Annotated in this window: 9 protein-coding genes; 1 reads left to right on the forward strand and 8 read right to left on the reverse strand. The window is 56.2% G+C overall.

Annotation, left to right across the window (positions count from 1 at the left end; genetic code table 11):
* Positions 1–21 precede the first annotated feature (21 nt).
* The 5 genes from GWK63_RS12530 to GWK63_RS12550 all read right to left on the reverse strand — a co-directional run bounded on the left by GWK63_RS12530 (position 22) and on the right by GWK63_RS12550 (position 6,827).
* Entirely contained in the window at positions 22–1,494 is a 1,473-nt protein-coding gene (locus tag GWK63_RS12530) for a 4-hydroxyphenylacetate 3-hydroxylase N-terminal domain-containing protein (RefSeq protein ID WP_007397789.1), read from the reverse strand.
* On the reverse strand, positions 1,491–2,954 hold the full coding sequence (locus GWK63_RS12535) for a purine-cytosine permease family protein (RefSeq protein WP_039998667.1): 1,464 nt from the start codon (positions 2,952–2,954) through the stop codon (positions 1,491–1,493). The genes GWK63_RS12530 and GWK63_RS12535 overlap by 4 nt, the downstream gene beginning before the upstream one ends.
* Positions 2,955–3,143: 189 nt before the next feature.
* Positions 3,144–4,019 (reverse strand): oxidoreductase, encoded by an 876-nt coding sequence (locus GWK63_RS12540; protein WP_007397786.1) that lies wholly within the window; start codon positions 4,017–4,019, stop codon positions 3,144–3,146.
* Between the two features lie 61 nt (positions 4,020–4,080).
* On the reverse strand, positions 4,081–5,268 hold the full coding sequence (gene ppaT / locus GWK63_RS12545; protein ID WP_223846531.1) for a pyridoxamine--pyruvate transaminase: 1,188 nt from the start codon (positions 5,266–5,268) through the stop codon (positions 4,081–4,083).
* A 95-nt stretch (positions 5,269–5,363) separates the two neighbouring features.
* Positions 5,364–6,827 (reverse strand): MFS transporter, encoded by a 1,464-nt coding sequence (locus GWK63_RS12550; protein ID WP_157771995.1) that lies wholly within the window; start codon positions 6,825–6,827, stop codon positions 5,364–5,366.
* A 275-nt stretch (positions 6,828–7,102) separates the two neighbouring features.
* Between GWK63_RS12550 and GWK63_RS12555 the strand changes: the two genes are divergently transcribed.
* Positions 7,103–7,579 carry a GNAT family N-acetyltransferase gene (locus GWK63_RS12555; protein WP_007397782.1) on the forward strand — a complete coding sequence of 159 codons (477 nt, stop codon included), beginning with the start codon at positions 7,103–7,105 and terminating at the stop codon, positions 7,577–7,579.
* Positions 7,580–8,006: 427 nt separating this feature from the next.
* Here the strand turns inward: GWK63_RS12555 and GWK63_RS12560 are convergent, their stop codons facing one another.
* From GWK63_RS12560 to GWK63_RS12570, 3 genes are all read right to left on the reverse strand, one after another.
* On the reverse strand, positions 8,007–11,189 hold the full coding sequence (locus GWK63_RS12560) for a type I restriction endonuclease subunit R (RefSeq protein WP_007397780.1): 3,183 nt from the start codon (positions 11,187–11,189) through the stop codon (positions 8,007–8,009).
* A complete protein-coding gene (locus GWK63_RS12565; RefSeq protein WP_007397779.1) occupies positions 11,186–12,457 on the reverse strand; it encodes a restriction endonuclease subunit S in 1,272 nt (423 codons plus the stop codon). Before GWK63_RS12565 ends, GWK63_RS12560 begins: the two co-directional genes overlap by 4 nt.
* A 157-nt stretch (positions 12,458–12,614) precedes the next feature.
* On the reverse strand, positions 12,615–14,225 hold the full coding sequence (locus tag GWK63_RS12570; RefSeq protein ID WP_007397778.1) for a type I restriction-modification system subunit M: 1,611 nt from the start codon (positions 14,223–14,225) through the stop codon (positions 12,615–12,617).
* Positions 14,226–14,230 lie beyond the last annotated feature (5 nt).

Here is a 14,230-nt window from a genome sequence, read left to right on the forward strand (position 1 = left end):
CCCTTCCTTCAGCTGCCGCCCTTAGGGCATTCCGACCATTTTCTTGACCATGTCAGCCAGGCCTTCACGGTCGAACTCGCGATACAGGCGGTCACGCAGACGGGGTGCGGGGCTGGAATTGACATTTTCAAACAGGGCGACACGACCGGCAAGGGAACTGGACGTCAGATCCCAGATGAAGTTCATGAGCATTTCCTTTACTTCACCGCTCACGCCATGGCCGGGCAGCAGTTCGGCCAGACGGTGGCCGATATCGGGATTGTCAAACGCCGCCTTACCAAAGCGCATGACAAGCCCCTGGCCGCACAGTTCCTGCAGCACATGGATGATGCGGGGGTAGTTCTGGATGGAATACAGCCGCCCCGCCGTAAGCAGGCACACATCGGGGCCCATCACTTCGCCTATGGTCGGCTTGCCGCGCGCTTCTGCGGCGTAAATGAAGGCCCGCAGCGTCTGGGCATATTCAATCAGTTCGCCCAGCATGCCCTGCACGGCGGGAATATGGCCCGTGCCCAGCACATCGAGCACCAGATGACCACACCCGACAAAAATCTCGGCCTTGACCGCCAGACGGGTCAGGACATGCCAGTGCGCCCAGTTACAGACAGGCCCGTAATAATTGACCAGGGTGGGATCGCCCAGGTTGAAGATACGATCCTTGGGCACGAACACGTTGTCGAACATGATCAGCTGATCGGCTTCCTCGCCATGGCAGGTGATCGGGTGATCGAACGGATTGGCGCCGGGGTTGGACAGCATCTCACGCGAGACCATCCGGATCCCGTCCGATGCGACAGGCACCGAACCCCAGATGCAGGCTTCCGGCGGGGTGCCACCGTAGGCGAGGTTGGTAAAGAAAATCTCGTTGGACTGCGCGGCGATGGAGCCAACGGATTTCGCACCACTGACACGCACGCCATCACGCTCGACACTGACCACCTTCAACAGGGAAACCGCGGCAGCATAACCCGAAGACCGGTCATTCTGCGGGCCAGTTAGGCTTTCGGCTGCCGTCAGGTTGGTATTGCGCCCCAACTCGACAAAGCGTTCGATATTTTCAGCAAAGTCGGGCTGGCAGACGTCAAAGCTGGACTTCTTGTCGCGGAACATCGGCAGATAGGCCAGCAGGCCAACAGCAATGGTCGGCGCCAGATCGGGCGGACGGCCAAAGGTGCCAACAGTCTTGCGGCTGGTATATTCGATCATCCGCCGACGGTCGGCCAGGTCCTCTTTCGTGCGGGGCACCTGCCACGCGCGGCTGGCCTGCCGGTTGGCGGATACATCGAAATAGGTGGTATCTTCCTGTGTTTCCGGGCGGAACTGGTCATCGAACATGCTGGCCATCAGGTCGATGCCGGCGTTCAGGGCCGGCTCATCCGTTACCTTGTCCAGCAGGCGGCCATTGACCCATACCTTGCGCCCGTCATCCAGGGATTTCTTGAAGGCTTCACCCGTGCGCAGTGCCGGCGGGTTGGGAGATTTCATGTCATTCATGAGAAACTGGCTCCGTTTGTTTGGTTTTTATCAGTAATTTTTACTATGGAATTTCTTTTAATAAATATACTTGAAAATAAATATATAATACCACCAGATAATGCCGAAACTATAAAGCTAATGTCAATATTATTTGTGAACTTTGAGAAGTAACCAACAAAAATACTGTTATTAGAAAAAGGTATGCCAAACAGTATTCCAAGTACCCATGCAAATACCGCAGGTAAATTGTAACCATTGACATACCAGTACGATCGGCCGCTGACCGGTCCGGGCGAACGGATGGCAGGCACGTCAAACCAGCCGCGCGCATGGAAATACCCAATAATGTTTATGGTAATCCACGGTGTTACAAGCATTGTCACGATGGAACACAAGGCCATGATACTGTCTGACATCTTCATGATGACCAGGCCGACATATCCCAGGGCTATGCCAAGCGTGCCGAACAGATACGCGACATTGACCCGGCGCCATTTATGAAGAATGGCATTGAGATTCAGGACACCATTATAGACCACCATTGCCCCGTTACATGTATTGGCCGCAACCGCAATAATGGTGACAGGCAGAATAAGGATGGAAGGAAGACTGCCCACCATCTGCTGTGTCACGTCAAAGGGATCGGTCACACGCAACCCGATCACCATCCCTGATGACAGGGCAAGCATACAACCCGCTATCATGCCAAACGCCGTCCACATGAACAGTTTGAACGATGGCGTACTGGCAGGCATGTACCGGGTATAATCCCCTGCAAACGGTGCATAGGATATGGCATTGGCCAGGAAATAGGATGCCGAGAGAACCCACAATGCTGCCGGGTTGGCTGTCTTGTGCACACCAGCGGGATCAAAATGACCTGTAGGATGCATGATCACACAGACCAGAATCAGGGCGATGATCGCGATACCTGAAAAGGAGACGAGCTTTTCATAAAATACGATTGTCGCATGGCCAAGAAGGGCCACGACAACAACAAGTATTCCACATGTCAGGATTGAAAAGACCATCCAGCCCGGGGTTTCAGGCACATGCATCATAATATTGAGTATTTTCAGGAACTGGGGCGCGCCAACCCATAACCCCATGGCGAAATAACCCAGATCGATCATCTGTATGATGACTGACCCGACATAGCGCCCGCGCGCCCCAAAAAAGGCCATGCTGGTCATGACGGAGTTGGCGCCTGTTTTCTGCCCCATCATGGCCATGCCACCAACGGCACAGGCCCCCAGTACGGTCCCGACCAGAATGGCCGAGAATGCGCCCAGAACTGACAGCCCCATGGCAATCGGCATGGCGCCGACCAGCAGGGAAGCATAATTCATCTGGCTGCCAAAAAAGATCAGTGCCAGTTCGCTTGGGCGACCATGGCGTTCATTCTCAGGAATGGGGGCCGCACCATGCGTTTCGATGTGGCCGATACCATCTGTTGCCGCCCAGTTTGCCGCCGTCATGGTCAATCTCCCACAAGGCCAAAATCACTTGGCGATGTCTTATCAGGATGATGCGATCACACTAAAGGTGTTATGATAAGTTTGTCAAAGTTTCTTTATCGAAACATAATTATTTTTATTTGGTGCTGCTTCATGTCCGCCTGAAAACGGACATGAGCCTGACCATGTCTTTATTTTTAATAAGCCGTATCAGGACTGAACCAGATTATTGAGTCGGTTCATGATCCCATCAGGTAGTGTAAGGCACGCGGCATCCATGTTCTCCCGCAGGTGCCCAAGCGATGCCGTGCCGGGAATGGGCAGGATGCAGCGTGAAAACTGGAGCAGCCAGGCCAGGCTGAGTTGGTGGACCGAGATGCCCATCTCTGCCGCACACGACTCAAGCTCCCGGGAGGAATGGGGATGGATCCCGCCCCCCAGGGGGAAGAACGGCACAAACCCCATGTCATGCCGCGCACACAGGGCAACCAGCGCATCATCCTCACGGTGCAGGATGCCATAATGGTTCTGCACACAGGCAATTGGCGTAAGCGCCATTGCCTGTTCCACCATATCCAGCGTTACGTGGCTCAGGCCCAGATGCCTGATAAGCCCCTTCTCACGCAGGCGCATGAGCGCGGTAAGCGGGGCTTCGATGGGCACGCCGCCCGGGCGGTGCGGATCGGCATCATTCACGATCCGCAGATTGACCAGGTCAAGGCAATCCAGCTTCAACCGACGCAGGTTATCATGGACAGCCTGTTCCAGTTCCGCAGCGGAAAGGGCGGAAGGCCAGGACTTGTCCGCCCCACGCCGTGCACCCACCTTGGTTACGATCACCAGGTCATCCGGGTAGGGATAAAGGGCTTCGCGAATGATTTCGTTTACGACATGCGGACCGTAGAAATCACTGGTATCAATATGATTGACACCCAGATCCACAGCCTTCCGCAGCACCTTTACCGCATTGCCCCGATCCGCAGGTTCCCCCCATACGCCGGGTCCGCACAGGCGCATTGCACCATAACCCATCCTACGCACGGGAAGGTCGCCCCCCAGCAGGAAAGTCGTCTCTTTGTTGTTCATGGCGGCTTCTTCGCTTCCGTATCGAGAATGTTCCTGTCGGGTCATGATGCAATCGGGTTTTTTACTGCCTGATTACAGAAAGTGCGGCGGCACAGGCGGCACCTGCATCGACATCCACTCCAAGTTCGCCCAGCGCCCCGCATAATGCGGCCAGACCCGCCACAGCATAGATGGGCTGTGCCGTTGGCCCCATGTGACCGATACGGATGACCCGGCCCTTCGTCTCTCCCCGACCGATGGAGAAAATGACCCCGTACCGCCTGCGCGCCACTTCCAGCACATCGGTATCCGTTACCGTTTGCGGCAGGCGCACGACCGTAGTGGTGGGAGAGGCAATGGAATCATGCGCCGCCCAGATTTCCAGACCGGCAGCCTTGATCCCCGCGCGGCATGCCCGTGCGGTCAGGTCGTGACGCGTCCATACCGCCTGCGGCCCTTCTTCCAGATAACGGTCAAGACCTGCGTCCAGCGCGTTGATTTCAGAGACGGACGGCGTGTATGGAAAAGGCTGACCGGCCTTCCATGCGTGCTCCCAGTCCAGAATGCTGAGTACGGAATCACGCGGGGCGGTGGGGTTGGCATGCATCTTTTTCCATGCCCGTTCACTCACCCCCAGAATGGTCAGGCCCGGTGGACAGCCCATGCATTTATTGGGTCCGGTCACGAACATATCGACACAGCAGGGCTCTGGCATGATGTCCATGCCCGCAAAGGAAGAAACCGCATCCACTACAAACAGGGCGCCATGTTCGCGCACGGCCTGCCCGATCGCGGCGACCGGGTTTATGGTGCCCGAAGGGGTATCGTGATGACAGATCGACACGACCGATATGTCAGGACGGCTAGCAAGCATCTGCCTTACTTTTTCGACATCAATGACTTCATTGAACGGCGTGCGCAGTTCAAGCAGTTCGCCACAATGGGGGCGGACCCATTCACCGAACCCGTCACCATATGCGCCCGAAACCAAATTGAGAACGATATCCGCCTTGTTGAAGAAAGAGGCCGCAACAGCCTGCAGGCCCAGCACCGGTTCGCCCTGCAGGATGACGGGAACCGTCTTTGTCTCCAGCGCTTTCTGCAGCTTGAGGCACACGTTCTCGTAAAAATGCTGGAATGCCGGATCGTAATCATAAAGTACCGTACGCGACAGGGCGCGCAGCACTTCGGGGTACGCATCCACCGGGCCGGTGGTCAGTGTCATGATGCTCTGGCGTGCCAGCGGCAGATCGCATGAAGAAGGTGTCACAGTCTTTCATCTCCTGTTCAGGATGGCGTGCATCACGGCCATATATTATCAATAAAAAACCCGATTTTTTGTTGCTATATAGCAACAATATGGATTTACTTTTTCCCTTCGACGGTCCTGCTCAGCACTCTGTCACGGGGACGCCATCCACTCGTATGGGCCCCGTCTTCCTGCCTGAGCTGCAGGAAGCCTGCCATACCGAGCAGCACCAGAGAGGCACTGCCGTACAGGGCGGTCCTGAAATCACTCATGTCCGGGTGCGCGCCACGGGCCATCAGGTTGAGCATGGCCGCACTCAGGGCAACGCCCAGACCGGTTGACAGCTGCTGGGCCATGCCACTGAGCCCCGTGCTGCGGCTCAGCCGGTCAGCCGGGATATCAACAAAGGAAATGGTATTAAGATTGGTAAACTGCAGGGCGCGCGATATACCAAATATGATAACAGCCAGCACAAACTTCCATTGTGCCCCGATACCATCCATCAAGGTAAAAGGCAGGATCGTCATGGCACCGACCAGGCTGTTAAAGGCCAGTACCGTCCTGAACCCCAGAAGCCGCAGCAGCCAGCTTGAGAGAGGACGGACAATAACGGCCCCAAAACTTGCGGCAAAGACCAGCAGGCCTGTCCGGAATGGTGTAAAACCGAATTGCAGCTGAAGAAGAAGTGCAAGCAGAAACGGAATACTACTGAACCCCATACGGCTCAGGCTACCGGCCAGCACACCGATGCGGAATGTGCGGATGGACATCAACCCCATGTCCAGTGCAGGGAAACGGGCCCCGATCGACCGCCGGCTGTACAAAAAAGTGACTGCCAGACCACCTGCAAGTAGCATCCCCCCCCAGGCCATGCTACTGCGCCGCCCCAGCAGTTCGGTACCAATCTGCAGCAGAAGCATGCCCGCGGCACAGATGATGAAGCCGATCCAGTCAAACGGTGCAGGCATCCTGCGCATCTCGGGACGGACACGCCACAACGTAAGCAGGATGCCGCCAACCCCGATGGGCACGTTGACCAGGAAGATCCAGCGCCAATTTGTGTACTGCACCAGAAAACCACCCAGCACAGGCCCCATCAACGGTCCGATCACGACCGGTACGGACATGTAGGTCATTGTCTTGACCAGTTCACTACGCTCAAAGGAACTGAGCAGGATAAGGCGGCCCACAGGTGTCATCAGCGCGCCCCCGAACCCCTGCACCATACGCATCAGGCTGAGGCTGAAGGGGCCGTTACTACAGGCGCACAGGATCGATCCGACCGTAAAAACAAGCAGCGCCGCCATATAGACCTCGCGCTTGCCCCAGCGCTCTGCCGCCCATCCGCTCATTGGCATGAAAACGGCAAGACTAAGCAGATAGGACGTAACGGCAATGTTCAGGCTAACGGCTGTGGTATGAAAATTATCCGCCATTTTTGGCAGCGCTGTAATGACAATTGTCGTATCCAGCTGCTCCATCATAAAGCTGATCGCCACGATAAACGGTATCAGCACCCGGTCTACTGCATTATACTTGGGCACCCGAGACGTTACATCTGCCTGTATGCTCTTGATCATATACCTGCCTTTGCAGCTATGCCGTATAGAGCGCACCGACCTTCTGGGCGCCAGCATCAGGATGATGTCATGAAAGAAATGATCTTAAAAGGTGTCATTATACCTTTTTGACGAATTTAATTTTTAAATCCTGACCATAAAGACAGATATTTACATAAATATCATATTAACTTTATGATTTATAATATAAATATCAATGAATGAAATAAATAAAATATGGTTGCCCGCAAAGTGATTGCACATGTCATATTATGTTGTCATGATGCCCGCGCACCATGAATGAGCGCCATATTATGTGCCAGTCGCGTTTAGCTGTTGAACTCACCATCTCCTCCAACCTGTCAGGCGGGCAGGATAAGGCCATTCTTGATATCCTGGTCCAGGATGCGCGCGACAAGATTGGCAGTATAGATAATCGTGATTTCTCGATCGTTGTACGCGCCAGACAGGACGGCACTGTATTGGGGGGGTTGATTGCCCAGTCACGCTGGGGTGGCTTCCACATTATCCTGCTTGCCCTTGACCCGAAACTTCAGGGACATGGAACAGGCAAACAACTGATTACCATTGCGGAAGAAGAAGCCCGACGCCGTAACTGCCACCATATATGGCTTGATACCTATGAATTTCAGGCCAAGGCTTTCTACCAGAAAATGGGATTTGAAATATTCGGGCAGATCGATGGCCCTGCACCCGTCTATCCGCGCTATTTCATGCAGAAAAAACTGAGGAACACTGTTTCTCCCCTCTAGTTGCTACAAACTCACTGTTGACCCATGATTCTGCCCGTGTGATACATATGTGTGTTACATGGTTGAAAACCCTAGATATGGTGGTTTTTCTGCTTGAAAAATCAGCATGTTGTATATTGATTGCCAGAAAGTCCCGTACGGAACGCCAACTACTTTACCGCAGTTTCCTGCGGGTCTTGGCTGATTACAGGCACTTTCCTGATTTCCAGTATGCCCGGCCTTGCGCCAGACGGGTTTCCGTCGCTCACGGATGGCCCAGTGATATCAGGGCTTCCCATGAATGAATCACGCGGAAGACACGGTCCATCCCATCACGGGCAGACCGCCGCAAGGCATCTGACGGTCTGGTTGAAAGAACGGCTGCGCGGGAAACCCTGACCCGGAAGGCGCAGGGAGGCATGTCGCCACGTCCGCGTGGCGATGTCGCCTACCCCGCACTGTCCGCCCATACCGGTGCAAACTCTTCGGCCTGACGCAGGATATTTTGCACGGCCTCACCCTGCATGTCGGGCGGATAGCCATATTTCCGCAGCAGGCGTCTGACCGCCGTGCGCATCCGTGCGCGTGCCGACGCCATGACGGTCCAGTCCACCGTGGCATTCGCCCGAATGGTCCTGACCAGAGCCGTGGCAATCGCGCGCAGGCCAGGGTCTCCCATCGCCATCCGTGCGCTTTCATTGCGCGCAAGGGCATCATAGAAAGCCATTTCTTCCGGCGTCAGGCCGAGTTCCTCGCCACGCGCCCGTGCGGCCGCCATTTCATGGGCCAGGCGGATCAGTTCGTCCAGGATCTGGGCTGAGGTCAGGGCATTGGCATGATAACGGCTGACCGCCTGCTCAAGGCGGATCGAAAACGTTTCCGCTTCCGTCAGGTTTGAACGGCGGCGGCTGCGAATCTGATCTTCCAGCAGCTTGCGCAGGGCCTCGATCGCCAGGTTACGGTGCGGCATCTCCCGCACTTCCTGCAGGAAGGCATCCGAAAGGATGGAAATGTCCGGACGCCCGATGCCGGCGGCTTCCATGATATCGATAATGTCCGTGGACACTACAGCCCGACTGACCAGTTGCCTGATCGCCAGTTCGCGCCCCTGCGGGCTTCTGCCGTCCGCGTCATCACCGCTCCTCTTTACCAGGACCGCACGGACCGCCTCGAAAAAACCGACTTCATCACGCAGCACGGCAGCCTGATCACTGGCGGATGCAAGTGCAAAGGCGACCGAAAGCGCCCTGACCGCATCGGGAAAGCGCCTCTGCGCGGCCTTGCGCCCTTCGTCAGTCGTCGCCTGCGCGGTCTCGTGCTGCTGCTGGCCCAGGATACGGTCCAGTGCTCCGGCCATGATCGCCAGTTTAACCCCGGGTGCGGTACCCGGGACAAGGGCGGGACGGTAATCGAAACCACCGGCCTGTTCCGGACTGAACATGGCCCGGACAATCTCGTAGCGTTCCTGCAGGGCACGAACGGCCTCGGCTTCATCAATCCCGACCTGTTGCCGGTCCCCGGCAGAGTATTCACCCAAAGCCGCTTTCAGGTTCCGGGCCAGGCCAATGTAATCCACGACCAGACCACCGGGTTTGCCCCTGAACACACGGTTCACGCGGGCAATGGCCTGCATCAGCCCATGCCCGCGCATGGGCTTGTCCACATACATCGTGTGCAGGGCAGGCGCATCAAAGCCCGTCAGCCACATGTCGCGCACGATCACCAGTTTCAGCGGGTCGGCATTGTCCTTCATGCGCCTGGCCAGCAAGTCGCGGCGGGCCCTGGCGCGCCTGCCGATATGCGGTTGGAACCCCGCGGGATCGGCGGCACAGCCGGTCATCACAACCTTTATGGCGCCGGCGTTGTCATCATCGCTGTGCCAGTCCGGACGGATACGGATGATCTCGTCATAAAGTGCCACGCAGATGGCGCGGCTCATGCCGACGATCATGCCCTTGCCATCAAGGGCCTCAAGCCGGTTTTCGAAATGCCAGACCAGATCACCGGCAACCCGCCGCAGGCGTTGTTCCGCACCGACCAGCGCTTCGAGACGCGAATATTTCCGGCTGAGCTTTTGCTCTTCACTCTCCGGCAGCCCCTCGACAATCTCCGCCAGTTCGTCGTCAAGCCCCTCCCTGACATCATCATCCAGTTCGACGCGTACCAGACGGCTTTCGTAATAGATGGGCACCGTCGCGCCATCTTCCACTGCCTGCGCGATGTCGTAAATGTCGATGTAATCACCAAAGATCGCACGGGTATTCACGTCCGCCGTCTCGATCGGCGTGCCGGTAAAGCCGATGAAGGACGCATTGGGCAGGGCATCGCGCAGGTATTTTGCAAAGCCGTAGGAGATCCTGCCCGTCTGGCTGTTGAACTTCGCCTCCAGCCCGTACTGGCTGCGATGCGCCTCATCGGCCATGACCACGACGTTGCGGCGGTCCGTCAGCAGCGGCACGCCTGTCCCCTCGCCTTCGGGCTGGAACTTCTGAAGCGTGGTGAAGATCACACCGCCGGACGCCCGCCGGAGCAGCGTTCGCAGTTCATCCCGGCTGCCCGCCTGTTCCGGTGTCTGGCGCAGGAGCGCCTGCGCCCCTGAAAAGGTTGCAAACAATTGGTCATCCAGGTCATTGCGGTCAGTCAGCACAACGATCGTCGGGTTTTCCATTGCCGGGTGGCGGGCAATGACCCCGGCATAGAACGTCATCAGCAGGCTTTTGCCCGATCCCTGCGTATGCCAGATGACACCCGCTTTCCGGTTGCCGCCCCGCGCCGTCGCCCGAACCGTCTGTGCCACGGCCTTACGGCAGGCATGGAACTGATGATAGGCGGCCAGAATCTTGATGGGGCTGCCGTCTTTTTCCGTAAACAGCACGAAATCCCGTATCAGTGCCAGCAGCCAGCGCGGGGTGAACACGCCGCGTAGCACGGTTTCCATTTCCTGGTGGTTCTTGGCCACCAGTTCCTCGCCATCCACCGTGCGCCAGGGCATGAAACGCTCACGGTCTGCCGTAAGCGAGCCAACCCGTGCCTCGGTACCGTCGGAGATCACCAGCACTTCGTTAAAGCGGAACAGGGAGGGCATGAACGAACGGTAGCTCTGGAACTGGTTCCAGGCAGCGTCCAGCGTGGCCTGTTCGGAACTCGGGCTTTTCAGTTCGATCATGCCCACAGGCAATCCGTTGATGAACAGCACGATATCGGGCCGTCGGCTGGCCTCGTCCTTTTCCACCACGAACTGGCGCACGGCGAGGAAGTCATTGCGTTCTGGATGATCAAAATCGATCAACCGCGCCCGGTCCCCGGACTGCGTGCCGTCCTCACGCACCACGTCCACCGGCACGCCATCGACCAGATAACCATGCAGGCGGCGGTTTTCATCCACGACATCAGGCATGCCGTCGCGCTTCAGCGCCCGCAGCGCTTCATCCCGTGCGACCTGTGACAGATGCGGATTCAGGCGATCAATGGCGGCCTGAAGTCTTTTATTCAGAATGACATCCGATAACGAGTCACGCTCGGCATGGGCGCCACCGGGGGAGATATCGGACCCGGTTGTGATTGCGTATCCGCATTCGCGCAGGATGTCGCACGCCCAGTCCTCGATCTCGTTTTCGGACAGGAAACTCATAGCGCGTCTTCAACCATCTTCCCGGCGTCACGGATACGGATTTCACCCGACATCAGTCTGGGAAGAAGGAGATCGCGAAGTTCAGAAAGATTACGGGACTCCTTATGATTTTCTTTTATTTTTCTTATATGACTGCCAATGATCAAATCAGCCTGCTTCATTACACAGGATGAAGGTATGGTAACCAGGCTTTCCGTCAGATGGTGCCGCTGGATATGGCCCATTGTTGTTGCCTTGCTTTCGGCAATGGCCTGGAAATCCGGCATGTAGTGCTGGATCCATTCAAAAATAAACCAGTCTGGAAAACGCCCTGATGTGACCTTGAACAGATGTTGATTCAAGGCTCCCCTTTCGCCATTCCAAAATTTACAGAGCAGGCTGCCTGACCAGGAAAACAGGATGTCTCCTTCCTCTACAACATATTCACAAGGAATCCCGACGGAAACCCGATCCGCCGAATGGGTACTTTCAGAGCGCAGTTGCGCGATTTTGATGGCGGGAAGGAACGCGCCTTCCCCGGCCGGGTATTTCTGGAGAGCGAGGCCATTCAGGAACGAGGCCACATTATCCACTGGTTCGACCGTCCACCCCTCGGGCTTTTCCTCATCATCCAGCCGGTCAGGAAAAAGCTTCCAGATTTCGGGAGCGAGATAGGCGGCCTGCCCGGCCATCTTCGCCCGTGTCGGACCAAACCCGACAAACCAGTCTTGAAATAATGCCCGTGCAATGGCTTCAAGGGTTTCGTTTGTCCGACAGTTGAGATCGATTTTATTGTCCAGAATATCGAGTATCGAGGCAATACGCCCCTGATCTTCGAGGGATGGACAGTCAAACTGGAAGGAAAGAATGCGGGAAGGTGACGTATGCTTTACGGTCGATCCTGTATAACTTGCCAGAATTTCATCTCTGTAGGCAGGTGTCCGCATCAACCAGTAAATAAATCTAAGGTTAATGTTCCCCTTCGGAACAATTTTCCCAATGCGCTGGTTATGAAGGAACGTATTGGCGGACGCCGGCACCGAGGCTGAATAGCCGAGGGTATCCGCGTCTTTACTCAGATCTGTCATTGTAACAATAATATCGCCTTCTGACAGACAATATTCATCCGGCACGGGACCGTTATAATATTTGGCCTTGCCTGATCTAAACCCTCCGCCAATGGCGAAATTTCCCGGTGTTGCAAGTATGAACCCGGTAGGCGAATCAGAAAAAAATTCACCCCTGAACGCAAATCCGTGCCTGATGTCAATAACGTCAGCAAGCTTCATATTGATTTTTGCCTTGCATATAATATGAGTTTCATTGAAAATAATTACCTGTAATCATGATTTATGGTTCAACACCCGGTAAAAATCCGGATGGGTGGCGTGTCGCGCCCGGCCACCAGAGGGTCCGTTATCCCCGCCTGCGGGGTAAGGGGCGGCATCATGCCGCGCGTTCCGGCACAATCAGCTTCAGGGCAGCCGTAATCTTCGCATTCAGTTCCGCGCCCTGACGGAACTGCGCCTGCAGGGTTTTTTCAAGTACCGCAAAACGTTCGGCAAATGGAATGCTGTCCTCTACGGTCTTTTTCTTACCCACATAACGCCCTGGTGTCAGGACAAAGCCGTGGCGTTCCACATCTTCCAGTGTAACGGATTTGCAGAAGCCCGGAATATCCCCATAAGGCCCGGCCCCCTTTTCGCCGCGCCAGGCATGATAGGTACCGGCAATAAGGGCAACATCCGCATCCGTCAGCTCACGACGGGTGCGATCGACCATGATGCCGAGTTTGCGGGCATCGATGAACAGTATTTCCCCACGCCGGTCCCGCCAGCCTTTCGGATTCTTGTTGCGGGCAAGGAACCACAGGCAGGCGCGGATCTGTGTCGAATAAAAAAGCTGGCCGGGCAGTGCCACCATGCAGTCAACAACGTCGGCCCCGACCATGCGGCGGCGGATGTCGCCTTCACCATTCTGGTCCGACGACATGGAACCATTGGCCAGGACCACGCCTGCCATTCCATCGGGAGCCAGATGCCATAGAATATGCTGGAGCCATGCATAATTGGCATTGCCCGCGGAGGGTTTGCCATACTGCCATCGCGGGTCCTCCTCCAGCGAGGCGTTCCACCACTCCGAAACGTTGAATGGCGGATTGGCAAGGATGGTATCGAAGCGCAGATCCTTCAGGGCATCACGCAGGAAGCTGCCTTCGTTGTTCCAGCGAATATCCGCGCCAATACCCCGTACGGCAAGGTTCATTTTCGCCAGACGCCAGGTGGTGTAATTGCTCTCCTGCCCGTAAATGGCGATATCACCCAGCTTGCCGCCATGGCTTTCCACGAACTGTTCGGACTGCACGAACATGCCACCAGAGCCGCAACAGGGATCGTAAACGCGGCCCTTATAAGGTTCGAGCATGGAAACCAGCGTGCGTACGACGCTGGACGGCGTGTAGAACTCTCCCCCGCGCCTGCCTTCAGCGCCGGCAAAACCGCCGAGGAAATATTCATAGACACGCCCCAGAACATCACGGGCCTGATCTTCGCTGCCGCCCATGCCGATTTCGGAAATGAGATCGACCAGTTCACCCAGCATCACGCTATCAAGTTCGCGGCGTCCATAATCCTTGGGCAGGACATTTTTCAGCTGATCGGGATTGGCCTGTTCGATTGCCAGCATGGCATCATCGATCATTGTGCCGATGGCGGACGAGCGGGCATTGGCCTGAAGATGCGACCAGCGGGCGGCTTCCGGCACCCAGAAAATGTTCTCGGCCAGATATTCGTCCGGATCTTCCGCCGCTTCCCGATCATCATGCAGAAGGGCTTCGTGATGCGCCTCGAAGGCGGTGGAGATATAGCGCAGGAAGATCAGCCCGAGCGTAACATGCTTGTAGTCCGAGGGCTCAAGGTTCTTGCGCAGCTTGTCAGCGGCAAGGAACATCTGCTGCTCAAAACCGAGATTGGCGGCGGTTGCCTTCGCCTTCCTCCGTGTTGTTTTTTTGGGGGCCGGAGCAGCGTCCGGGTTCTTGCGGGGGCGGCCACGAGGCATGGAAA

Origin of the sequence: Komagataeibacter rhaeticus, assembly GCF_011611525.1 — a bacterium.
Classification (GTDB): domain Bacteria; phylum Pseudomonadota; class Alphaproteobacteria; order Acetobacterales; family Acetobacteraceae; genus Komagataeibacter; species Komagataeibacter rhaeticus.

Bases quoted from the DNA above. Each gene is read 5' to 3' on its own strand.
- GWK63_RS12555 (WP_007397782.1), top strand. From the start codon at position 7,103: ATGAATGAGCGCCATATTATGTGCCAGTCGCGTTTAGCTGTTGAACTC.
- GWK63_RS12570 (WP_007397778.1), bottom strand. From the start codon at position 14,225: ATGCCTCGTGGCCGCCCCCGCAAGAACCCGGACGCTGCTCCGGCCCCC.
- GWK63_RS12550 (WP_157771995.1), bottom strand. From the start codon at position 6,827: ATGATCAAGAGCATACAGGCAGATGTAACGTCTCGGGTGCCCAAGTAT.
- GWK63_RS12540 (WP_007397786.1), bottom strand. From the start codon at position 4,019: ATGAACAACAAAGAGACGACTTTCCTGCTGGGGGGCGACCTTCCCGTG.
- GWK63_RS12565 (WP_007397779.1), bottom strand. From the start codon at position 12,457: ATGAAGCTTGCTGACGTTATTGACATCAGGCACGGATTTGCGTTCAGG.
- GWK63_RS12530 (WP_007397789.1), bottom strand. From the start codon at position 1,494: ATGAATGACATGAAATCTCCCAACCCGCCGGCACTGCGCACGGGTGAA.
- GWK63_RS12535 (WP_039998667.1), bottom strand. From the start codon at position 2,954: ATGACGGCGGCAAACTGGGCGGCAACAGATGGTATCGGCCACATCGAA.
- GWK63_RS12560 (WP_007397780.1), bottom strand. From the start codon at position 11,189: ATGAGTTTCCTGTCCGAAAACGAGATCGAGGACTGGGCGTGCGACATC.